Raw genomic sequence first — 21,027 nt, 5'->3', positions numbered from 1 at the left:
GGGCTCCTCAATTTCGGTCTCAGAAGCAGGCGCTGAAGCCGGCGGCGATCATCTCGAAGAACACGGCAGTGCCGTACTGCGCCCAGAGAATCCCGGCGCCGGCAACCAGCACGACGCCCAGGGCCACGGCCGCCATCACCGGCGCCGAGGCCGCGCGGCGACCGGCAGAACCGGACGATATCTCTTGCGGCGCTGAAAGGGGCTGCATGACGGCGTGCTCATCCGGCGGGTCACTGGCCCGAAATGGCACATGCATTTGCCCGCCTCTCGGCCTCTGAAATAGGCCGCGCTGGCGGTCGAGGCAAGCGCGGAGGCGCCCGCCGCGGTCACAGGGTGCGGAGGAATGCCCCGGTCAGTGCGAGGCGGAGGCCTTGGCGGCCGCCGGCGAGATCGCCGGAGCGTTGGGTGCGACCTGCGGCGAGGACGGCGAGGACGCCTGGGCGTCCATGTAGCAGGGCTTGTACATCGCCTGCAGCTCCTTGCCCTTCAGGAAGATCATCCGCGGCGTCAGCCCGCCGCGCTGCGAGATCCAGCGGCGGATCGGCGACGGATACATCGAGTACAGCATCTGGGTCGCCTCGGGATTGGTGACGGCGCGGCCGTTGGCGCCGAAATCCCAGGCGGCATGGAAGCCGAGATTGGCATGCGAGGTGACGCAGATCTTGTCGTGCGGAACGGCGCCCAGCACGATGGTGCAGGCCGACGCGCACAGGCCGTCGATGATCACATACTCGCCTGAGGATCGCAGGCCCTGGTACTTGTCGACATAGGTGCCGATCCGGCCGCCGCGGTCGTCGGCGATCCGGACCACGGCCTGGCTCGCGCCGACCCCCGACAGCAACAGAACAACTGCGAGCAACCCCGTCCAGAATTTCATGTCGAGCCCCAGTTCAACCCGGCGAAACCGATCTGACCGACTTTGATACGCTTCGTGTGATGCGTTGATTGTGATGCTTGGAACTGCGGCGGACCTTGCAATCACGAGCCCTCCCCAGAACCGGAACGCGAAAGCCAAATCCAAATCGCAAACGCAGCGTGTTGCGAGATCGTGTTTTTGTCCAGGACGGCGCGGCAGCCCGAACCAAATTCAGGGCAAGTGTTGCAAGGCCGCTGCACCACCCGGTTGCTACCGCGAAAATATCGCCTCACCCGGGCCCGACCATGGCAGTTGCGCCACGAGCTGGGCAGGAGCCCGGCATGATTCGTCTGGCGGCGCGGCTTCAACGTCACGGCAGAGCAAAACCCCGTGAAATTCCGGATGCTCGAAGGCGGCGTTGTGGAGGGCGCCAAGGACTGGGAGGAACGGATGGGAGGAACGGATTCCTGCGCCGGCCTTCGATACCGCTCAGGTTCCCGGCGCGCGGAACCTCGGCGGCGCCGATGCAGCCTCGACATCGGGTCGCATCCTCCCGGATCCGCTCCAGACGGAAGCGGCATCGCGGCCGACTCGATCGCCCGGCTTTGCTGAGGAATGCGCCGGCAGCGGCGGCATGTGAGCAGCGGAGTCGAACTAATCGTCGGGAAGGCGCACGGTGGCGCCGAAGGTGACGAGCGGCGCGTCGGCGGACCCGAGCTCGATCTGCCGCGCGGGCACCTCCTGATAGCTGCCGTCTTCAGTCTTTCTCAACTCATATTGCCAGACCGTTAACGCCTCGCCGCGCGCCAGCGCGTTGCGGATGCGGCTTGCGCCGCGGCCCGGCAGCTTGAGCAGGTCGTCGCGCATCATGCCGATCATCGTCGGGCTGTCGCCCCGATGCAGCTCGAAGAACACCATGCGGTTGGGCTTATCCTGCGGCTTGAGCACGGTATCTGCCGTGAACAGGACGAGACAGATCGCGACCGCGATTAACTTCCAAGTGTCGGACAACATGCGACGCAAATCCCCCGCACCGTCTCTGCGCGCTGGGTAGGCCCGGCGCGGAGAGGCGGCAACTTACAGTTTGGTCATGCCAAATGAGATGACGTCGGACGTAATCGATTCGATGCATGATCGGCGCGATCTTCGCCGCCTCATCGTTCACAACATGGAGAGCACCGATGACCGAGATCGCCGCGATCGCCGACGGCTACATTGCGCTGTGGAACGAGCGCGACGCCACGCAGCGCCGCACGCTGCTCGCGCGGCAATGGACCGACGATGCCAGCTATGTCGACCCGCTGATGTGCGGCAGCGGCTATGACGGCATCGACGCACTCGTGAACGGCGTGCAGCACCGCTTCCCCGACTTCCGCTTCCGCCTGCGCGGCAGCGCCAACGGCCACGGCAACTACGTCCGCTTCGCCTGGACGCTCGGTCCGGCGGATGCAGACGGCCCGATCGAGGGCACGGACTTCGTCGAGCTCGCCGACGGCCGCATTCGCCGCGTCACCGGCTTTCTCGACAAGGTGCCGGAGGGCGCGTGACGGACATCGCCACCGCCGCACGCGAGGGGCTCCCATGTCGCGGCGCACGAGCAGACGTCCCGTGATTGCGCTACGTCAACGTCGGTCCTGATCCGCCGCTGCAAGACGCTCGCGACGAATACCGGATCGCCGGAGGCGGGCGTGCAGCAGTCTAATTCCATCGATGATCAGGCAATGGCGGCCGGCCCGCTGGCCGCCATTGCGACCCTGCCCGCGCTGTGGCGCTGGCGCGTCGACCGGAGCCCCGACGCCGAGGCCTATCGTCACTTCGATCCGGCCGGCAACGGCTGGAGCAGCCTGTCATGGCACCAGATCGATCGCGTCGTCGATCGCTGGCAGCGGGCGCTCGCCGCCGAAGGATTGAAACAAGGCGAGCGCGTCGCGATCCTGATGCCGAACGGGCTGGCGCATCTCGCGATGGATCAGGCGGCGCTGGCGCGCGGGCTGGTCCCGGTGCCGATGCATGCGGTCGACAACGCCGACAGCATCGCCTACATCCTCGCCGATTCCGGCGCGCGGCTGCTGCTGGTGGATTCCGACCAGCATTGGAATGAGATCGCCGCCGTCGGTCAGGCCCTGCCCGACCTGAAGCGGATCGTGTGCGCCGAGCTGCAGGCGCCTCCCGACGCCGCCGATCCGCGCGTCGCCGCGCTGGATGCCTGGCTGAATGCGTCCGGAGCCGGCGCGGCTCTCGACGAGATCGCCATCGCGTCGCACGACCTCGCCGCGATCGTCTACACCTCGGGCACCACCGGCCGGCCGAAGGGCGTGATGCTGTCGCACGACAATGTCGTCGCAAACGTCAAGGCGATCCATCAGCGGCTCGCGGCCGACATCGACGACGTGTTCCTGTCGTTCCTGCCGCTGTCGCACACGTTCGAGCGAACTGCGGGCTATTACTACGCGATCGCGATCGGTGCCTGCGTCGCCTATGCGCGCTCGGTGAGGCAGCTGTCGGAGGATCTGCTGGAGGTACGCCCGACCATCCTGGTCTCGGTGCCGCGCATCTATGAGCGGATCTATTCGCTCGTCATGCATCACCGCGGGATCGCCAACCCGTTGGAGCGCGCGCTGCTCGATCTGACGCTCGCGATCGGCGGCCGCCGCTTCGATGCACGGCATGGGCGCGCCACGCAGCCGATGTTCGAGCGCACCGCATGGCCGCTGCTGCGTCGCCTCGTCGCCGAGAAGGTGCTGGCCCGGTTCGGGGGGCGGCTGCGCGTCGCGGTGAGCGGCGGCGCGCCGATCGCCGAGCCGGTGGTGCGGCTGTTCCTGGCGCTCGGGCTCGACGTGCTGCAGGGCTACGGCATGACCGAGACCTCGCCGGTGGTGAGCGTCAACACGCCCGACGACAACGATCCGCGCACCGTCGGCCGCGCCCTCCCCGGCGTCGAGGTCCGCATCGGCGACAATGACGAGCTGATGGTGCGCGGCCCCCACGTGATGCTCGGCTACTGGCACCGGCCGGAGGAGACCGCGCGCATCAAGGAGGCCGACGGCTGGCTGCACACCGGCGACCAGGCCCGTATCGACCAGGGACGCATCACCATCACCGGGCGGATCAAGGACATCCTGGTGACGTCGACCGGCGAGAAGATCGCCCCCGCCGACCTGGAGACCGCGATCCTCACCGACCCGCTGTTCGAGCAGGCGATCGTAATCGGGGAGAGCCGCCCGTTCCTCACGGCGATCGTCGTCCTCAACCCCAAGGGCTGGGCCGAGCAGCAGGCGCGGCTCGCCGCTCACGGTCAGCGCGGCCCCGAGGCCGAAGCCGCTTCCCTGCTGCGCCACATCGCGCGCAGCGTGAAGGCCTATCCGGCCTACGCCACGCCGAAGGCGGTGCATTGGACCTTGGAGCCATGGACCATCCAGGCCGGCCTGATCACGCCGACGCTGAAGAACAAGCGGCCGGCCATCGAGCGGACGTTCGCCAGGGAGATCGTGGCGATCTACGCGAAGCGGCCGGCTGCCTCCACGGCGAAGCAATAGGGACATCGGGCGGAAATGCGTGGCGGCAGAATGTGGCCGCACATACCGCTGTCTTCCCGGCGAACGCCGGGACCCATACTGCGTGATGTGCGTTGGCGGAGAAGGTCTGGATCGTCGTCCTTCGCAAAGCCGACGGTGGCGTTTATGGGTCCCGGCGTTCGCCGGGACGACGGTGGAAGTCGGGGAGACGCCTCGGTCAACATTGTCATTGCGAGGGGGTGGGACCCTGCACATCACCAGCTACTTATTGTGACGGACTCTGACTGGCCCTGATCCATCCTTCCGCGAAAGATAAATCTCTTTCCTTTTTTCGGAAATCATGTATATCTCTCCGCATCCCGGCCCGCGAGAGGGGCGCTTCGCGATCGTCACGAGACGTGGGGCCGGCGATGCGGTGGCTGCGAGTGTGCTGCAGCGGGCCTCGTGCTCGCCGACGAACGGCAGACTTGCGGACGTGAAGACGCGTGGTCCTGGCGCCCCGAAGCTGGCGCCAAGTCGTCTGGTGATGATGATCCGGACGGCGACGGTGGCTAAAAAGCCGGACACCGGGGAGATCGCGACATAAGCGTGAAAACCATCGCGCGGGGAATGCCGGGATGTCTCGGCTGAACCTGTGGTTCCTGCCGCCTGCATTTTTTCCGCAGGCGGGCCATGGGTGCGGCCAGCGCCCGGCATTCCCCGCGCCCTCTCTCTTGCAGGGCGGGACGACCGGCACGACTCGGACGCAGCTGCGCCGCGAGAGGGCGATGACGCATGCCACAGGGACGTTCTTTCAGGTGGACCGGTGGCTATGGGCCCCTTCGTCGCAGAGACGACCGCGGAATGTGAGGGATCGCCCCACTTCGTCGGCAGCTCATGCACGTGGATTGTTATCGATATCATAAGCAGCGTATCCTTCCGCATCCGCCAGCTTCGGGCCCGCCCAACCCGGCGACGCGCAGCCAAGAGAAGACCGCATGAGATGAAGTCGACACGGCCGATTGCCCGAGCGCTGCCGAAGCGGCCCGCGACCATGGCGGAGGTGGCGGCGCGGGCCGGCGTGTCGGCGATGACCGTCTCCCGCGCACTGAAGAGCGACGGCGCCGTCTCCGAGGAGACGCGGCGCAAGATCCTTACGGCCGTCGACGAGCTCGGCTACGTGCTCGATCTTTCGGCGGGAGCGCTGTCTTCGAAACGTACCGGCTTCGTCGCCGTCCTGGTGCCTTCGATCAACAACTTCAACTTCTCCGACACCGCCCGCGGCATCACCGAGATCATCGAAGGCCACGGCCTGCAGATGCTGCTCGGTTACACCGACTACGACATGGAAAAGGAGGAGCAGCTCGTTCAGGCGATGCTGACCCGCCGCCCCGACGGGATCATCGTCACAGACGGACGGCATACGCCGAAGGCGCGGCGGATGCTGCGATCCGCCGGCATCCCCGTCGTGGAAACCTGGGATCTGCCGACCGATCCGATCGATCACGTCGTCGGCTTCTCCAACGCCGAGGCCTCGCGTGCCCTGGTCCACCGGCTGTATCAGAAGGGCTATCGCAACATCGGCTTCATTGGTGGCGCCAGCCGGCGCGACACCCGCGGCGCCGACCGCCGGCTCGGCTACACCAGGGCAGTCGAGGAGCTCGGCCTGCCGGTCGGCCGCACCATCTCGTTCGGCAATCCGCCGATCTCGATGGAGCAAGGCGGTCAGGCGCTCGTGCACCTGATCCAGCAATGGCCCGATGTCGACGCCGCCGTCTGCGTCTCCGACCTCTCCGCCTTCGGCGCGATCATGGAGTGCCACCGCCGCGGCTGGGCCGTGCCCGGCCGGATCGCGATCGCCGGCTTCGGCGATTTCGAGGTGTCGCGCTGCGCCTGGCCACGCATCACCACCGTCGCCGTGGATTGCCGCAATATCGGGCGCGAGGCCGGTCGCATTCTGCTGGACGCACTCGACGCCGTGCAGCACGCACACCCGCCGGCGCCGGCGACCCTGATCGTCCCGTTCGAGGTGATCGAGCGCGAAAGCACATGACGCCGCATCGCTTGACGGCTCGTCCTCGGAAAACTCGATGCTATCGACAACAAGATCGATGAGAGGAGCACCAACACCAAACCCTCCCGGTGAGGAGCGCCGCTGGCGGCGTGTCTCGAACCATGAAGCCCCGAACGAGGCGAAAGTGATCGCCGTGCTCTCACTCCCTCGCCGGCCCGCGAACGGCCGGCCACCGAGCCCTTTCTGACACTGAGGAGCGAATGCCGATGTATATCCGTTGCGCTTTCTTCAATGGCCGCGTGAAGCCCGGACGCGAAGCCGAGTTCACTGCCTATGTCCGCGAGAAGCTGGTGCCGCTATGGACGCGCTTTCCCGGCGCCCAGGAGGTCCGCGTGCTGCGCCAGGAGGATAGCGATAGCGATGCCCAGCGCTATGAGATGGTGCTGGCGATCCGCTATCCTTCGCACGCGGCGATCGAGCAGGCGCTGGCGTCGCCGGTGCGCGCGGAGAGCCGCGAGGTGACGGGAGGGCTGATGGAGATGTTCGAGGGCTCGATCTTCCACACCGTCTTCAGGGCCGACGATTTTCCGCTGCCGACCGACTGACCGCATCATCGCCGCCGGAGACCTTGCGCCATGACCACCTACGACATTCGCGACCCGCGCTTCAGCGCCCTGATCATCGGCCACGCCAAGCTGGAGAAGCTATGGACCGGCTGCCGCTGGGCCGAGGGCCCGGTCTATGTTCCCGCGGCGAAATCGCTGCTGTGGTCGGACATCCCCAACGACCGCCTGATGCGATTCGACGAGACCGACGGCTCGGTCTCGGTATTCGAGACGCCGTGCGGCTATCACAATGGCCATACGCGCGACGCGCTCGGCCGCGTCATCGCCTGCGAGCATGGCGGCCGACGCATTTCGCGACTGGAGCACGATGGCACATGGGTCGGCCTGGTCGATCGTTTCGAGGGCAAGCGCTTCAACTCGCCGAACGACGCCGTGGTGAAGTCGGACGGCACGATCTGGTTCTCGGACCCGACCTACGGCATCGACAGCGCCTATGAGGGCCACGCGGCGCCGAGCGAGATCGGCGCGAGCCACGTCTATCGCTTCGATCCGGCCACCGGCGCAGTCGCAGCGGTCGTCACCGACATGGTGAAGCCGAACGGCCTTGCGTTCTCTGCCGACGAGCGCCTGCTCTACGTCGCCGACACCGGCGCGACCCACGTGCCGGATTGGCCCGCAGTCATCCGCGTCTACGCGGTCGCCGCGAGCGGAAGGACCGTCGGCGAAGGCCGTGTGTTCGCCACCTCGCCCGCCGGCTTGTTTGACGGCTTCCGCATCGACCGCAGCGGAAACATCTGGACCTCGACCGGCGATGCCGTTGCCATCTACGCACCCGATGGCACCTTGATCGGGCGCATCCCGGTGCCCGAGATCGTCTCCAACGTCACCTTCGGCGGGCCGAAGCGCAACCGGCTCTACATCACCGCGCAAACCTCACTCTACGCGATCTTCGTCAACGCCCATGGGATCAACTGAGACCACACGATCGTTCCGGCGCGCCGGCCATGGCATCAGTGCCGATCATCGCGACGACACGTCCCGCTTCGACACGCGGCAAGCGCTGCGCTGGATGGCTCGACGGCCGGCCTCAGAGCGAGGCGGTGATGCCGCCATCGACATAGAGCACGTGGCCATTGACGAAGGACGATGCCGGCGAGGCCAGGAAGATGCAGGCGCCGACGAGTTCCTCGACCTTGCCCCAGCGCCCCGCCGGCGTGCGCTTCTCGAGCCAGGCCGAGAAGGCCGGATCAGCAACCAGTGCAGCGTTGAGCGGCGTATCGAAATAGCCGGGCGCGATGGCGTTGACCTGCAGGCCATGCCTGGCCCAGTCCGTCGCCATCCCCTTCGTGAGGTTTCCGACCGCACCCTTGGTCGCCGTATACGGTGCGATCGACGGACGCGCGAGCGACGTCTGCACCGAGGCGATGTTGATGATTTTGCCGCCGTGCCGTCCGATCATGTGGCGCGCACAGGCTTGGCCGACGTTGAACACCGAGGCGATGTTGGTCTGCAGCAGGCGCTGGAACGCATCCTCGGGGAAATCCTCCAGCGGCGCCCGATGCTGCATGCCGGCATTGTTGACGAGAATGTCGATCGGGCCGACCTCGGCTTCGAAGCGATCGACCGCCGCACGCACGGCGGCGTGATCGGTCACGTCGAAAGCGAGAATGCGCGCGCTTGGAATCTCGCGAGCAGCAGCGGCGAGCTTGGCCTCGTCGCGGCCGTTGAGCACGATTTCGGCGCCGGCTTCAGCAAGACCGCGCGCGAGCGCAAGACCAATGCCTTGCGAAGATCCGGTCACGAGGGCGCGACGCCCCGCCAGATCGAACAAGTCGACCGCCACTCCGCTTTCTCCGCCTGCTACGTTGGAACGCGCCGAGCAAGACTATGTTATCGATAACAAATCCTGTCAACGCCACTGCTTTTGGCTTCATCCGGCAACGCGACGAGGGCCGTCGCGTTGCCAGCAAGCGCACGCATGGATCTCGTCGAGATGCGATCTGTCGTGATCGTTATGAGGCTGGAGCGGGCGAAGGGAATCGAACCCTCGTATGCAGCTTGGGAAGCTGCCGTTCTACCATTGAACTACGCCCGCATGGCTCAATGCTTAACCGAGCCGCAGCGTTTCGCCAAGCGGCTTGTCACTCTGCGGATCGTCGCGGAGCCTGCCGTCCGACTCGTCTCGCGTGCTGCACCGCATGGCGCCGCGCAGATCACGAGACGGCGCTTGACAACCATGACCCAAATCAGGGCAAACCCCGCCCCGGTCGTGCCGCGCTGTTAACAAACTGTTAACAAAATTGATGCGGTCGACCGCGGCAGTGCTATGGTTGTGGTGTGGGGTTGGGGTGGCGTCATGGGGCGTGGGTATACGATCTTTGATACGGCCCTCGGCCGTTGCGGCATCACGTGGAGCGATGCCGGGATCACCGGTGTGCAGTTGCCGGAGGCACGGGAAATCGAGACCCGGCGGCGGTTGTTCCGCCAGTTTCCGGAAGCACGGGAGCAGCGCCCGTGTTCGAACACTGAACTCGCCATTGAAGGCATTTCCGCCATGCTGCGCGGCCGAGATGTCGACTTCTCGGATGTGGTGCTCGATCTCAGCGGCGTGCTGCCGTTCAACCAGCGCGTCTACGAACGCATCCGCGCCATTCCGCGCGGCGAGACGCGCAGCGCTGACGAGCTCGCAATCGAGCTTCACGTCGCCGGAGCGCTGAACTCGATTGCGCAGGCCCTGACGAGGAATACGTTCGTCCTGATCGTGCCGTGCCACCGCGTGCGCGATCTCGGCAACGGCCACGACAAGCCGTCACCCAACAGCGGAGTCATCTCCAAGCGGCGGCTGCTGTCGCTCGAAGGCGCACGGCCGCTTGCAGGCCTGACCTTGTTCGACGCCCTGCTCGCCGTCGACCGGGCACGGGCCTCATAAGCATCAAATCCTCGAAGGGCTCGAAATTTCTCCCACCAACCCTCGTCTTTCACGCGCGATGCCCTAGATTGCCAGGATGACCGCGACCATCCTGTTCGAAAGTCGAGACGTCACCGTATCCGAATTCCGCTGTTCGGCTGCTCCGGGCGAACGTCCTTATGCCGAGCAATATGCCGGCTACTCGCTGTCCTACGTGCGCAAGGGCAGCTTCGGCTGCCATCACCGCGGCCGCTTCTTCGAGCTGGTCACCGGCTCACTGCTGGTCGGACATCCCGGCGACGAGTACATGTGCACACATGACCACGTCTGCGGCGACGAGTGCCTGTCGTTCTTTTTCGATGAAGCCATTATTGACGAGATCGGCGGCGACAAGCGGACCTGGCAGACCGGCGCCACCCCGCCGCTCCCGGAGCTGATGGTGCTCGGCGAGCTCGCCCTGGCTGGGGCCGACCGCGAGCGCACGCATGGACTTGACGAGATCGGTCATCTCATCGCGGGCCGCTTCGTAGCGACCGTCACCGGACGAGAGGGGCGGTCGGCACAACCGAGCCTGCGGGATCGCCGGCGCGCGGTCGAGAGCGCGCTGTGGATCGACGACAATTCGGACCGCGACATCGACCTGGCGGATACGGCCCGCGAGGCCGGTGTCAGCCCGTTCCACTTCTTGCGACTGTTTGCGGCGACGATCGGCGTGACACCGCATCAATATCTGATCCGGGCGCGTTTGCGGCGCGCCGCCCGGCGCCTCAGCGAGGAGGACGCGCCGGTCACGGACATCGCCTACGATACGGGCTTCGCCGACCTGTCGAACTTCATCCGCACCTTCACGCGCGCCTCCGGCGTGTCGCCATCGAAATTCCGCAAGGCTTCGCGCGGCGAGCGCAAGATTCTCCAAGAGCAGATCGGCCGCTACCGGTGAGATGATCCCAGCGCGTGCAACAGCCGCATGCCAAGCATGGAGATCATCGATGTACGATCATATCGGCCTCAAGGTTGGCAATCTCGACGCCAGCATCCGCTTCTATACTGCCGCACTGGCGCCGCTCGGACACATCCTCTGTTCGAAGGACGAAGTCTCCGCAGGCATCGGCCCCAAGGGCGAGCCGATGCTCTGGCTCTATCTCGACAAGGCCGCAGCCAACGCTGCAGCACATGTCGCGTTTCGCGCTTCCGATCACGCTGCCGTTGCCAGATTCCACAGCGAGGGACTGAAAGCCGGCGGCCGCGACAACGGCGGTGCCGGGGCGCGCACGGACTATAGTCCGACGTACTACGCCGCATTCCTGATCGATCCCGACGGCAACAACGTCGAAGCCGTGTGCCCTTGAGGTATTCGCCATGGCATCGATCCAAAAGGAGATCCCGATCGCAGCCCCGGCGGCTGCCGTGTGGGATGCAGTGCGCGATTTCGGCGCCGTTCATATCCGGCTGGCACCCGGCTTCGTGACCGATACCCGACTCGACGGCGACGTCCGCATCGTCAGCTTCGCCAACGGCAGCGTGGTGCGCGAGCAATTGGTCGACTGCAACAATGAGCGCCGGCGCCTCGTCTATACCATCAGGAATCAGCGCATCACCCAGCACAGCGCGTCGTTTCAGATCTTCCCGGAAGGCGAGGAACGCTGCCGGATGATCTGGACGACGGACGTGCTGCCGCACGAGATCGCGCCCTATATCGAGCAGCAGATGGAGCTCGGCGCGCGTGCGATGCAGGACACTTTGGGCAGGCTGCGCGTGTAGCAGCTCAGCCGAGGCGCGGCGGCGGCTGAGAGCCAGGGTTGCGGGCGGCCGCCAACGCGACCGGGCGCAGCTCGATCGTGGCAGGCTTCGAACCCCAGCGGGTGAGCATGACGCTGGCGAGAGTCAGGCCGCCGAGCAGGACCATGGACGCCGCTGCCAGCAGGAAAAACTCGCCCTCGGTCGCGGCATGCTGCAGCAGATAGCTGCCGCCGGCGGCGATGAAGACGAACCGCGCCGTCTGTGCCAGCACCGGCCCGATCACGCGCGCCGCGCCTTGCGAGGAGAAATACATCGAGATCGCCAAGCCGATGAACGCATACATCGGCGCCGCGATCTGAAGATAGTGTCGGCCGGCGCTGCGCGCGCTCTCATCCTGAGTGAAGATGTCGACCCAAATCTGCGGGAAGATCGCGATGCCGGTCGACAACACGCCCATGGTGGTGAAGGAGACGAGACCGGCGGTCCAGGCAACGCGGCGGGCGCGCGCGATCTGCCCAGCACCGATTGCCATGCCCACCATCGGCACCGAGGCCATGCCGATCGAGAACCCGACGGTCGTCATCATGAATTCGAGGCGAGCACCGATTCCGTAGCCGGCGAGCACGGCCGTGCCGAAGCCCGCGAGCATATGGGTGAAGATCGCGATCGACAGCACCGACTGCAGCGGCGAGAAGCAGGCGATCGCACCGACCTTGAGAATGTCGGCGAACATCGCACGGCTGATCTTGAGGCCACGGAGCTTCGGCCTGACGCGAGCTCGCCCCGAGAACAGATACCAGCTCATGACCGAGATGCTGACGCTGAAGGCAAGCAGCGCACCCGCCGCGACGCCGCGCATGCCGAGGCCAAGACCCAGGCTCAACGTGCCACCCAGAACGATCTGCAACAGCGCCGAGCTTAGGATCATGAACGACGGCAGCTTCATGTTGCCGGTGCCGCGCAGGATGCCGGCCATGGAGTTCATCAGCCACGGCAGCACGGCGCCGCCGAAGAATATCTGCAGGTATGCGACGGCGTGGCTCAACACCGCGCCGCGGCCGCCCAGCAGCTCCAGCAGAGCGGGACCGAACACCAGCATGCCGATCATGAAGGCTGCGCCGAACAGCAGGGCGATCAGCAGCGCATGCGAGGCGAGCGTTGAAGCGCGCTCGGTATCGCCGGCGCCGAGTGCTCGCGCGATCGCCGAGGCCACGCCGCCGCCCATGGCGCCCCCGGACATCGTCATAGTGAGGATTACCAGCGGGAACACCAGCGCCATGGCCGCGAGCGCCTCGATGCCAAGTCGGCCGATATAGGACGTCTCGGCGATGACGACGCAGGTGCCCGCCGTATTCGCGATGATGTTGGGCCATGCCAGCGACAGCAAGGTGCGCAGGATGGGGCCGTCGACCAGCGCATTCCGCATCGGCTTCACGGCGATCGGCAAGGAACGCCCTTCGTCGACCGGACTGTCGGCCAAGCCGATCTCGGACATTTCAGCTCCCCGCTCGGCCGCGCGCGTCGCAGCCCCATTGGCTTTCGTTGAAGCCTTCCTAGCACACTGCCGGGGTACGCCCTGTGCGGCGGGCGCATTGGGGGTGCGCGGCAGACGCAGCCGGCTAGAGCCGGAAATGCTTGGACAGCTTGAGGCCCTGGGCCTGGTAGTTGGAGCCGATGCGGCTGCCATACATCGCGTTCGGCCGGGCCAGCATCTTCTCATAGACGAGACGGCCGACGATCTGGCCGTGTTCGAGGATGAACGGCACCTCGCGCGAGCGCACCTCGAGCACGGCGCGCGAGCCCTGACCGCCGGCGCCGGCATAGCCGAAGCCGGGATCGAAGAAGCCGGCATAATGGACACGGAATTCGCCGACCAGCGGATCGAACGGCACCATCTCCGCGGCGTAGTCCGGCGGCACCTGCACGGCCTCCTTGGAGGCCAGGATGTAGAACTCGCCGGGATCGAGGATGAGGCTGCCGTCGGGACGCGCCTTGATCGGTTCCCAGAACTCCTCGACCGGATAGCCGGCCCGGCGGTCGACATCGACCACGCCCGTGTGGCGCTTGGCGCGATAGCCGACATAGCCGTTGGCGTTCGCCCCGGAGAGATCGACGGACAGCGCGACGCCGCCGGCGAGATCCGCGTCGTCGCGATCGACCAGCCGCTCCGCTTCATGCAGCGCGATCAGCTGATCCTCGGACAAGACCGCATCGCGGTACCGGAAGCGGACTTGCGACAGGCGGGAGCCTTCGCGCAACAAAACGGGAAAGGTCTTCGGGCTGATCTCGGCGTAAAGCGGGCCATGATAGCCCGCGCCGATCATGTCGAAGCGGCGGGTGCCGTCGGCGATCACGCGCGTGAACACATCGAGCCGGCCGGTGGAGCTCTTCGGATTGGCGGCGGCGACGATGTCCTTCGGCAGCGCCAGGCTCTCCAGCAGCGGCACGATGTAGACGCAGTTGGTCTCCAGCACCGCGCCGTCGGCGAGCGCGATCTCGTGCAGCTTCAACTCGTCGATGCGTTCGGCGACCGTGGAGCCCGGCCCCGGCAGGAAGCTCGCGCGCACCCGATAGGCGACGTCGCCCAGCCGGAGGTCGAGGCTCGCCGGCTGGATCTGACTTTCGACGAAGTCGTATTCGGGAATGATCAGGCCAGCCTCCGCCATCGCCACGATCATGCGGTCGGGCAGGATGCCATAGGCGTCGGCGGGAAGCGAAAACGGCAAGACCTGATCCTTTGCCGGAATGGCGGCTATGCGAGCCTATATAGGGTCTTTTGACCGGTTATCCGATGGCTGGCTTGACGGAAAGGCCGGGTGCGACTATGAGCACGACTTATCCCGTGGTGATTTGAGCCGGCCGGCTTGCAGCCACGTTAAATAAGTCGCTAAACAGGCCGGGGACGATTGTGATCCCGGCCGTGAGGAGTTTTCCCAGGCCGGTTTTTTTGTGCCCATCGCCAGGCGCGGTGGTCACGATGGAGGTCACATGTCGAAGTCCCCCGCGAAGGCGCCGGCGTCGTTCGCCCACTACCGTCCCGAAACCCGGCTGGTGCATTCCGGCGGCCTGCGCTCCGAATTCGGCGAGACCGCCGAGGCGCTCTATCTCACGCAGGGTTTCGTCTACGCCACCGCCGAGGAGTGCGAGGCGCGCTTCAAGGGCGAGGATCCCGGCTTCATCTATTCGCGCTTCTCCAACCCGACCACGGCGATGTTCGAGCGCCGCATGATCGAGCTCGAAGGCGCCGAGGCCTGCCGCTCGGCCGCCACCGGCATGGCCGCCGTCACCACCGCGATCCTGGCGCCCCTGCGCGCCGGCGACCATGTCGTCGCGGCCAAGGCGCTGTTCGGCTCCTGCCGCTACGTCGTCGAGGACCTGCTGCCGCGCTACGGCATCGAGTCGACCCTGGTCGACGGGCTTGACCTCGACCAGTGGCAGAAGGCCGTCAGGCCGAACACCAAATCGTTCTTCCTGGAGAGCCCGACCAATCCGACACTCGATGTGATGGACATCCCGGCGATTGCCGAGATCGCGCATGCCCATGGTGCGCGGCTGATCGTCGACAACGTCTTCGCCACGCCGATCTGGCAGAGCCCGCTGGCGCTGGGCGCCGATGTCGTCGTGTACTCCGCGACCAAGCATATCGACGGCCAGGGCCGCTGCCTCGGCGGCGTGATCCTGTCGTCGGAGGCGTTCATCGCCGAGCACATCCACAATTTCATGCGCCAGACCGGCCCGTCGATCTCGCCGTTCAATGCCTGGGTGCTGCTGAAGGGCCTCGAGACGCTGGCCGTGCGCGTGCGCGCGCAGACCGACACGGCGGCGAAGGTGGCGGACTTCCTCGCCGCGCATCCGAAGATCTCGCGGCTGATCTATCCGGGCCGCGAGGACCATCCGCAGGCGGCGACGGTCAGGAAGCAGATGCGCGCCGGCTCGACCTTGGTCGGCTTCGAGGTCAAGGGCGGCAAAGCCGGCGCGTTCCGCACGCTCAATGCGCTCAAGCTCGCGCGGATCTCCAACAATCTCGGCGACTCCAAGACGCTGGTCACGCATCCCGCGACGACCACGCATCAACGGCTGACGCCGGAGGCCCGCGCCGAGCTCGGGATCAGCGAGGGCTTCATCCGCTTCTCCGCCGGCCTCGAGCATGCCGAAGATCTGATCGAGGATCTCGACGCGGCCCTGAAGGCCGCTTAGCGCCGTAGGGCAGTTGGATCTGACGATCGCAGCGATGCGCTCGTTCGTCTCACCATCGTCATGGCCGGGCTCGTCCCGGCCATCCACGTCGATCGGCACGCTGAGAACGGCGTGGATGCCCGGGACGAGCCCGGGCATGACGGAGTAACTAACTGCGGGGATTTGTCGGTCGCGACAGCCCCGAGTTTTCATATTCGATAGCCCTGCTGCTCGCCCTCGTTCACATCGGCCGATAGGTCAGCACTTCCGCCGGCGCATTGATGCCGAGCTTGACCTGGCCGACGGAGCGGATGATGTCGTCGCCGAGCAGCTGGGCGAAGCAGGCATAGCCCCAGTCGCTCATGTGCAGGCCGTCCGAGATCACGAACTCGTTGATCGGGATCGCCTGCCGCTCGTGCCAGTCGCGCATCACCTCGAAGCGCGGGAAGATGCCGGCGTGATGCAGCTCGGCGATGCGGCCGAGCAGCTTGTTCATGCGGCTGGCGTTCTCCGAACGCTCGTTGACCCTGGGTGAATATTGCAGGTCGACCAGCACGACGTCGGAGGCGGCCGCCTGGATCTTGGCGACACCGTCCTCGACCAGCTTGGCGGTCTCGGTTGGATCGAGGTCGCGCAGCACGGCGTTGGTCCCGACCTGCCAGATCACGAGATCCGGATGACGGTCGATCACCGACGTCTCGATCCGCTTCATCATTTCCGGCGCATCCTCCCCGCCGACGCCGGCATTGATGACGCTGATGTCGGCCATCGGATATTGCCGGCGCAGCTGTGCGGCGAGCCGGTTGGGATAATTGTATTCGGGCGCGCTCGAGCCATAGCCCTGGGTCGACGACGAGCCGAACGCGACGATCACGACCGGCAATCCCGACGCGAGCTTGTTGGCGACATGCGGCAGCGAGATGAAGTTCTTCTTCGCGACGCCTTTCGGCGGCAGGCACGGCACGCGGTTGAAGATGTCGGTGGCGGACTTGGCGACCTGCTTGACCTTGTCGATCGCCCGCTCGGTGATGCTGCGCGACTGAGGTGTCGCGGCCGCGACGGGCTGGACGGCGCCCGGCGTCGCATTGGGAGGCGTCGTATTTGGAGCCGGCACATTTGCCGCTGACGGCGCGGTCGGTGCGGCCTGTGATATCGCCGTCGAGGACTGACTGGCCGTGGCCGATGGATGCACGGCGGCGATCTGTCCGGTCCCCTGGCCGGCCGCCTGGGCGACCGTGATGTGTCCGATGGTCGGCCGGAGCTCTTTGAACGTCGACGCCTCTGCCTCAGGCGATGCTGCTGACGCGGCGCTCTGTGCATGCGCCAGATGCGGACCGATCGAGAGGGCAAGCACCACCGCAACAGCGGCGGACGACATCTTCCATGTCCCAGATACGCGGTGACGACAATTGCAGGTCATGAACACGACGGATCCTAGTTCTGCTGCGCCGGCCCGATATGCGCTGCGTCGATGATGAACTTCGACAGCGCCCGGCCGAGACAGTCGTGAACCTGCTTGGCCAACTCGATCCCGTGCGTCGGATTGAACAGGTCGAAATCGCCCTGCTCATTCCATTGCCGCATGATGGCGAAGCGGTCGAACAGCGGAACGTCGCGCTGCTGCGCCACGACACGCATGTTGTCGATATAGGGCGGCACGGAGATCAGGGTCTCCGTCCGCGGGCTGTATTGCAGGTTCATCAAGATGACATCAGCCCCCGCGTTCTGCAGCGTCGCGACACCGTCATTGACCGCCTGACGAAACTCATCAGGATCGATGGACCGCATGGCGTCGACCGTGCCGGTTTGCCAGATGACCAAATTAGGCCTTTTTCCTTCCACCAGTTTAACAAGATTGCCAGCGGTTTCTTCGGCGGTCTTCTTCGGCTGCAGTTCGACGGCGAGGTTGACGGTGACCGCAGGGAGCTTGTCCTTCAGCGACGCCTGCAGCCGGGCGGGATAGGCATTGGCGTCGGAGGCGCTGAGGATCGCTGACGAGCGGCTTCCGACCACGAGAATGTTGAGCGTACGGCCGTTCTTGACGGCCTCTGCAACCTTCGGAAGCGGGCTCTCAGTGGTCAGCAGGTAGGCCGGCACCTCGCAGGTCTGCGGCGCATCTTCGGCGCGCGCCGCCGCCGCCAGCGAGACCGCCAGCGCCGCGATACCAAACCTTAACCACGAGACGGACTTCATCAGCCCCCTCCCGCCATGTCGGCGTTGCTGCGCGCACCCTTTCGCGCGGCACCCTTATCGGCCTCACGCTTGTACCACGAAATCAGCGCTGCAACTCCCCACATGGCAAGGATGCCGCAGAGGCTGATCATGGCATGCATCATGGGGCCGCCGGACACTTCGGCAAGTACGAAGTGGCCTGCAAAGGCCAGAAACACGCCGAGACAGAAGATCTCCAGCGAGTGTTGCCCACAAACAATCAGCGGGCGCAGCCAGCGCGACTTCAGCAGCGGCCAATCCTTGCGCAGATAGTGCACCGTGAGTGCTGCGAGTGCGAGAAAATGAGCAAACCGCAACACGTCCAGGTCGGTCTTGTCGATCGGATACATCCATTGCTCGATTCGGCGCGGCATCAGGTGGCCGAGCTGCGGGATGTACCAGGTCAGCGTGACGCAGAACGCCGCGACCAGATAGGCGACGCAGAGACCGAGCGTGATCGGCGAGTTGAGGATGCGCGACATGCGCTTGGCACCGCCAAGCGCACACCAGGCACCGAATACGAACAGCAGCTGCCAAGCGAACGGATTGAAGGCCCAGAATCCGTTCGGATAGGCCGACAGATAGAGGTCGAACTCCCAGGTGACCGCGTAGAGAACGACCGACAGCGCGAGCGTCAGGTCGGGACGCCAGCGCATCAGCCACAGGATCAGCGGCAGAAACAGCATCAGCACGATGTAGAGCGGCAGCACGTCCATGTTGACCGGGCGGAAGCGCAGGATCAGCGCCTGGACGATGGTGACGTCCGGCTGCTTCAGGAAATCCATGATCCCCATCTCTTCGGTGTAGAGCGGGTTCTCGAAGCTGGTCGCCACGTAGGAGATCTCGGCGAGGAAGATCGTGAACAGGAAGACGTGCGCGACGTAGATCTGCCAGACCCGGCGCAGGATGCGCGCGGTGGCCACGACGAAGCCGGCGTCCTGCATCGCCCGCCCGTAGACGAACGCCGCGGTGTAGCCGGAGATGAAGATGAAGATTTCCGTGGCGTCGGAGAAGCCGTAGTTGCGGATCGTGAACCAGGTCAGAATGTTCGGCGGCAGATGGTCGATGAAGATCAGCCACAGGGCCAGCCCGCGGAACAGATCGAGCCGCAACTCGCGCTCGCCGACCGCCGGGAAGGTGATCGCAGGCGCGGCCGTGGTGGCGGATGCAGCAGGCGCAGTCGGCACGGAGGTGACAGCCGGCGTCGCGGCGATGGCCGATGCAGCCACGACCTCCGGCGCAGGCGTGGTCGCGCCAGTCTCCGCAGCCGGCGCTGGCGCGGCTGTGGCTGCGGGGACGGATGGTCCGGCAAGGCGATCGGCAATCGACGTCATCAGTCACCACGTCAAGGCTGCCAGCCCGACAGGCCCGGCAGGAGAAATGTAGGGCTGCGCAGTTTTTGCGCAAGCGATGAAGGACTTATCAGCTGGGCCGTGCCCAGTTTTTCGACTTTGGCGGACGGCCGAGAACGACTGCGTGACGCATGACCGATCGAAAGCTCCCGGGATGCTGCCAGCCGCAACGGCGAGCCGGCACACAGCGACCAGGGCGCGCAAGAGGATGGCAGAATCCGCGATTCTGGTGCCATAATCCGGAACTGTGTTGAAAGCACGATGGCGTTACGATTGGTTCCGGGACAAGTTTCCGCTACAATACATCCATGTACCGCGCCGTGACTCGCCACATCGAAGTGACCGTCGAACCGAACTTCCTGCCGGAGAAGTCGTCGGTTGCTGATGGCCGTTGGTTCTGGTCGTATACGGTGGTGATCACCAATACCGGCGAGGAGACTGTGCAGCTGCGCAGCCGGCACTGGATCATCACCGACGGCGTCGGCCGGCAGCAGGAGGTCCGCGGCGAGGGGGTGGTCGGCGAGCAGCCGGTGCTCGCGCCCGGCGAGCGCTTCGAATACACCTCCGGCGTGCCGCTCACCACTGCCTCCGGCTTCATGTCCGGCTCCTATCAGATGGAAAGCGCCGGCGGCGAGCACTTCGACATCGCGGTGCCCGCGTTCTCGCTGGACAGCCCCGACGGCGGCAAGCGGGTGCTGAACTAGGTCGAGACCCGACCCCGCTCGACCCAACCGGCCTCCGACGCCCTGCACGGTCATGCTCGTCTCAGCTCGCACGCAGCCGATGACTCCACTGCTGTCGTCCCGGGCAAGCGTCCGGCAACGCGCAGCGTTGGCGGACGCGCAGACCCGGGATCCATAACCGCAGGATTCAGTTTGTCGACGGCTGGAGCGGCGTTCTCGTCTCACCACTCAGCCCTGTGGTTCTGGGTCCCGGCGCGAGGCCGGGACGACACCGTTGATGTCGAGCCAGGGTGCCTTGGCAGGGCGCGTTAGCTGAGAGTCCACGATCGCGCTAAACATCATCGTTCTCGCCACGCCTTCGCGCCCGAGCTGTGTCCATTCGTCCGCCCTCTCGATCAGAGGGCGCAGGGAAGGCCGGGCCTCGGCTGAGGCCCGTGGCCCGCCTGCGGAAAAAAATGCAGGCGGCAGGTACCACAGGTTCAGCCGGAACGACCCGGCCCTCCCTGCGCGACGGCTTTAACGGCTGCTTCGCGTTCTCCCTGGTGCGCCGGCTTGCTGGCCACCATCCCCACGCGAAGCCAGAGCTTCGTCGTGAGTTGACATCAGCGTCGGGATGTCAGGACCGCGCGACTTGACCGTGCGTGCCTCGCCGTTCGTCCGCGCAGACCGATCCACGCTGCGTCGACACACGCCCATCGCATCCCACTGCCAACGTCTCGTGACGGTCGCGACACGTCCCTCATGCGGCAGCAGGGACGCGCGGAAATGTGCCAGTGATTTGCCCGACGACACAAGTTGTTTGTTGGTGCGGCAGACTAGCGCGACGGGCAACTGAGAGAACACAAAAGCCGAACGGCCATGGCGATCGCCAACAAATAACCGCAGCACCTGAGGACTCGGCACAGCGGAAGTGAATGCGCCCTCTCCCCTTGTGGGAGAGGGCATCTCCGGCCGATCTACTCACTCAGTTGGGTGAGGGGTATCTCTCAACGATTGATCCTCGCAGAGGCATACCCCTCACCCAACC

Annotated in this window: 20 protein-coding genes, 1 tRNA gene and 1 riboswitch; of the genes, 11 read left to right on the top strand and 10 right to left on the bottom strand. The window is 65.6% G+C overall.

The annotated features are described in order from the left end of the window. Positions 1–19: 19 nt before the first annotated feature. From HL666_RS15640 to HL666_RS15630, 3 genes are all read right to left on the bottom strand, one after another. Positions 20–208, bottom strand: a complete 189-nt coding sequence (locus HL666_RS15640) for a hypothetical protein (protein WP_172182286.1) — start codon at positions 206–208, stop codon at positions 20–22. A 144-nt stretch (positions 209–352) separates the two neighbouring features. Further along, entirely contained in the window at positions 353–877 is a 525-nt protein-coding gene (locus HL666_RS15635; protein WP_172110282.1) for a hypothetical protein, read from the bottom strand. A gap of 633 nt (positions 878–1,510) precedes the next feature. Then, the gene (locus HL666_RS15630; RefSeq protein ID WP_172110284.1) at positions 1,511–1,870 is read right to left on the bottom strand and encodes a hypothetical protein; all 360 of its coding nucleotides are present in this window, start codon (positions 1,868–1,870) and stop codon (positions 1,511–1,513) included. A gap of 167 nt (positions 1,871–2,037) precedes the next feature. Between HL666_RS15630 and HL666_RS15625 the strand changes: the two genes are divergently transcribed. The 5 genes from HL666_RS15625 to HL666_RS15605 all read left to right on the top strand — a co-directional run bounded on the left by HL666_RS15625 (position 2,038) and on the right by HL666_RS15605 (position 7,905). Next, positions 2,038–2,403: a nuclear transport factor 2 family protein gene (locus tag HL666_RS15625; protein WP_172182284.1), complete on the top strand. Its 366-nt coding sequence runs from the start codon at positions 2,038–2,040 to the stop codon at positions 2,401–2,403. Between the two features lie 174 nt (positions 2,404–2,577). After that, positions 2,578–4,392, top strand: a complete 1,815-nt coding sequence (locus tag HL666_RS15620; RefSeq protein WP_172182326.1) for an AMP-dependent synthetase/ligase — start codon at positions 2,578–2,580, stop codon at positions 4,390–4,392. A 1,012-nt stretch (positions 4,393–5,404) separates the two neighbouring features. Then, positions 5,405–6,403 carry a LacI family DNA-binding transcriptional regulator gene (locus tag HL666_RS15615; protein WP_172182325.1) on the top strand — a complete coding sequence of 333 codons (999 nt, stop codon included), beginning with the start codon at positions 5,405–5,407 and terminating at the stop codon, positions 6,401–6,403. A 227-nt stretch (positions 6,404–6,630) separates the two neighbouring features. Continuing rightward, positions 6,631–6,969 carry a putative antibiotic biosynthesis monooxygenase gene (locus tag HL666_RS15610; protein ID WP_172182282.1) on the top strand — a complete coding sequence of 113 codons (339 nt, stop codon included), beginning with the start codon at positions 6,631–6,633 and terminating at the stop codon, positions 6,967–6,969. Positions 6,970–6,999: 30 nt separating this feature from the next. Continuing rightward, positions 7,000–7,905: an SMP-30/gluconolactonase/LRE family protein gene (locus tag HL666_RS15605; protein WP_172134238.1), complete on the top strand. Its 906-nt coding sequence runs from the start codon at positions 7,000–7,002 to the stop codon at positions 7,903–7,905. Positions 7,906–8,017: 112 nt separating this feature from the next. Here HL666_RS15605 and HL666_RS15600 read toward each other — a convergent pair whose 3' ends face one another. Both HL666_RS15600 and HL666_RS15595 read right to left on the bottom strand, forming a co-directional pair. Then, on the bottom strand, positions 8,018–8,773 hold the full coding sequence (locus tag HL666_RS15600) for an SDR family oxidoreductase (RefSeq protein WP_172182280.1): 756 nt from the start codon (positions 8,771–8,773) through the stop codon (positions 8,018–8,020). A 178-nt stretch (positions 8,774–8,951) separates the two neighbouring features. Then, positions 8,952–9,025 (bottom strand) — tRNA-Gly (locus tag HL666_RS15595). Between the two features lie 261 nt (positions 9,026–9,286). Between HL666_RS15595 and HL666_RS15590 the strand changes: the two genes are divergently transcribed. From HL666_RS15590 to HL666_RS15575, 4 genes are all read left to right on the top strand, one after another. Then, positions 9,287–9,859 (top strand): methylated-DNA--[protein]-cysteine S-methyltransferase, encoded by a 573-nt coding sequence (locus HL666_RS15590; RefSeq protein WP_172134240.1) that lies wholly within the window; start codon positions 9,287–9,289, stop codon positions 9,857–9,859. Positions 9,860–9,935: 76 nt separating this feature from the next. After that, entirely contained in the window at positions 9,936–10,778 is an 843-nt protein-coding gene (locus tag HL666_RS15585; RefSeq protein WP_172182278.1) for a helix-turn-helix domain-containing protein, read from the top strand. A gap of 49 nt (positions 10,779–10,827) precedes the next feature. Further along, positions 10,828–11,187 carry a VOC family protein gene (locus HL666_RS15580; RefSeq protein ID WP_172182276.1) on the top strand — a complete coding sequence of 120 codons (360 nt, stop codon included), beginning with the start codon at positions 10,828–10,830 and terminating at the stop codon, positions 11,185–11,187. A 10-nt stretch (positions 11,188–11,197) separates the two neighbouring features. After that, complete coding sequence (locus HL666_RS15575; RefSeq protein WP_172134242.1) at positions 11,198–11,599, top strand: SRPBCC family protein; 402 nt, start codon at positions 11,198–11,200, stop codon at positions 11,597–11,599. Between the two features lie 4 nt (positions 11,600–11,603). On the opposite strand, the gene HL666_RS15570 is transcribed toward HL666_RS15575, so the two are convergent. Beyond that, on the bottom strand, positions 11,604–13,073 hold the full coding sequence (locus tag HL666_RS15570; protein WP_172182274.1) for an MATE family efflux transporter: 1,470 nt from the start codon (positions 13,071–13,073) through the stop codon (positions 11,604–11,606). A gap of 124 nt (positions 13,074–13,197) precedes the next feature. After that, a complete protein-coding gene (locus HL666_RS15565; protein ID WP_172134244.1) occupies positions 13,198–14,304 on the bottom strand; it encodes a 2'-deoxycytidine 5'-triphosphate deaminase in 1,107 nt (368 codons plus the stop codon). A gap of 106 nt (positions 14,305–14,410) precedes the next feature. Then, positions 14,411–14,490, top strand: a riboswitch (SAM riboswitch). A gap of 76 nt (positions 14,491–14,566) precedes the next feature. Here HL666_RS15565 and HL666_RS15560 point away from each other — a divergent pair. After that, positions 14,567–15,775: an O-succinylhomoserine sulfhydrylase gene (locus HL666_RS15560; protein ID WP_172182272.1), complete on the top strand. Its 1,209-nt coding sequence runs from the start codon at positions 14,567–14,569 to the stop codon at positions 15,773–15,775. Between the two features lie 220 nt (positions 15,776–15,995). Here the strand turns inward: HL666_RS15560 and HL666_RS15555 are convergent, their stop codons facing one another. The 3 genes from HL666_RS15555 to HL666_RS15545 are packed head-to-tail and all read right to left on the bottom strand — an operon-like array spanning position 15,996 to position 19,299. After that, positions 15,996–17,174: a GDSL-type esterase/lipase family protein gene (locus HL666_RS15555; protein ID WP_172182324.1), complete on the bottom strand. Its 1,179-nt coding sequence runs from the start codon at positions 17,172–17,174 to the stop codon at positions 15,996–15,998. A 14-nt stretch (positions 17,175–17,188) separates the two neighbouring features. Then, positions 17,189–17,947: an SGNH/GDSL hydrolase family protein gene (locus HL666_RS15550; protein WP_172134246.1), complete on the bottom strand. Its 759-nt coding sequence runs from the start codon at positions 17,945–17,947 to the stop codon at positions 17,189–17,191. Continuing rightward, entirely contained in the window at positions 17,947–19,299 is a 1,353-nt protein-coding gene (locus HL666_RS15545; protein ID WP_172110298.1) for an OpgC domain-containing protein, read from the bottom strand. Before HL666_RS15545 ends, HL666_RS15550 begins: the two co-directional genes overlap by 1 nt. Positions 19,300–19,625: 326 nt before the next feature. Here HL666_RS15545 and apaG point away from each other — a divergent pair, with 326 nt between their 5' ends. Then, entirely contained in the window at positions 19,626–20,021 is a 396-nt protein-coding gene (gene apaG / locus HL666_RS15540; RefSeq protein WP_172110299.1) for a Co2+/Mg2+ efflux facilitator ApaG/CorD, read from the top strand. The last annotated feature ends 1,006 nt before the right edge of the window (positions 20,022–21,027 follow it).

The sequence above is a fragment of the Bradyrhizobium aeschynomenes genome (assembly GCF_013178945.1).
Classification (GTDB): Bacteria; Pseudomonadota; Alphaproteobacteria; order Rhizobiales; family Xanthobacteraceae; genus Bradyrhizobium; species Bradyrhizobium aeschynomenes.
This window is presented reverse-complemented; position numbering and strand designations above follow the sequence as displayed.

Excerpts from the sequence above, each read along its gene's own strand:
- HL666_RS15570 (WP_172182274.1), bottom strand. The coding sequence starts at position 13,073 with ATGTCCGAGATCGGCTTGGCCGACAGTCCGGTCGACGAAGGGCGTTCC.
- HL666_RS15585 (WP_172182278.1), top strand. The coding sequence starts at position 9,936 with ATGACCGCGACCATCCTGTTCGAAAGTCGAGACGTCACCGTATCCGAA.
- apaG (WP_172110299.1), top strand. The coding sequence starts at position 19,626 with ATGTACCGCGCCGTGACTCGCCACATCGAAGTGACCGTCGAACCGAAC.
- HL666_RS15630 (WP_172110284.1), bottom strand. The coding sequence starts at position 1,870 with ATGTTGTCCGACACTTGGAAGTTAATCGCGGTCGCGATCTGTCTCGTC.
- HL666_RS15610 (WP_172182282.1), top strand. The coding sequence starts at position 6,631 with ATGTATATCCGTTGCGCTTTCTTCAATGGCCGCGTGAAGCCCGGACGC.
- HL666_RS15550 (WP_172134246.1), bottom strand. The coding sequence starts at position 17,947 with ATGAAGTCCGTCTCGTGGTTAAGGTTTGGTATCGCGGCGCTGGCGGTC.
- HL666_RS15575 (WP_172134242.1), top strand. The coding sequence starts at position 11,198 with ATGGCATCGATCCAAAAGGAGATCCCGATCGCAGCCCCGGCGGCTGCC.
- HL666_RS15605 (WP_172134238.1), top strand. The coding sequence starts at position 7,000 with ATGACCACCTACGACATTCGCGACCCGCGCTTCAGCGCCCTGATCATC.
- HL666_RS15625 (WP_172182284.1), top strand. The coding sequence starts at position 2,038 with ATGACCGAGATCGCCGCGATCGCCGACGGCTACATTGCGCTGTGGAAC.
- HL666_RS15620 (WP_172182326.1), top strand. The coding sequence starts at position 2,578 with ATGGCGGCCGGCCCGCTGGCCGCCATTGCGACCCTGCCCGCGCTGTGG.
- HL666_RS15555 (WP_172182324.1), bottom strand. The coding sequence starts at position 17,174 with ATGACCTGCAATTGTCGTCACCGCGTATCTGGGACATGGAAGATGTCG.
- HL666_RS15590 (WP_172134240.1), top strand. The coding sequence starts at position 9,287 with ATGGGGCGTGGGTATACGATCTTTGATACGGCCCTCGGCCGTTGCGGC.
- HL666_RS15580 (WP_172182276.1), top strand. The coding sequence starts at position 10,828 with ATGTACGATCATATCGGCCTCAAGGTTGGCAATCTCGACGCCAGCATC.
- HL666_RS15640 (WP_172182286.1), bottom strand. The coding sequence starts at position 208 with ATGCAGCCCCTTTCAGCGCCGCAAGAGATATCGTCCGGTTCTGCCGGT.
- HL666_RS15635 (WP_172110282.1), bottom strand. The coding sequence starts at position 877 with ATGAAATTCTGGACGGGGTTGCTCGCAGTTGTTCTGTTGCTGTCGGGG.
- HL666_RS15615 (WP_172182325.1), top strand. The coding sequence starts at position 5,405 with ATGGCGGAGGTGGCGGCGCGGGCCGGCGTGTCGGCGATGACCGTCTCC.
- HL666_RS15560 (WP_172182272.1), top strand. The coding sequence starts at position 14,567 with ATGTCGAAGTCCCCCGCGAAGGCGCCGGCGTCGTTCGCCCACTACCGT.
- HL666_RS15545 (WP_172110298.1), bottom strand. The coding sequence starts at position 19,299 with ATGACGTCGATTGCCGATCGCCTTGCCGGACCATCCGTCCCCGCAGCC.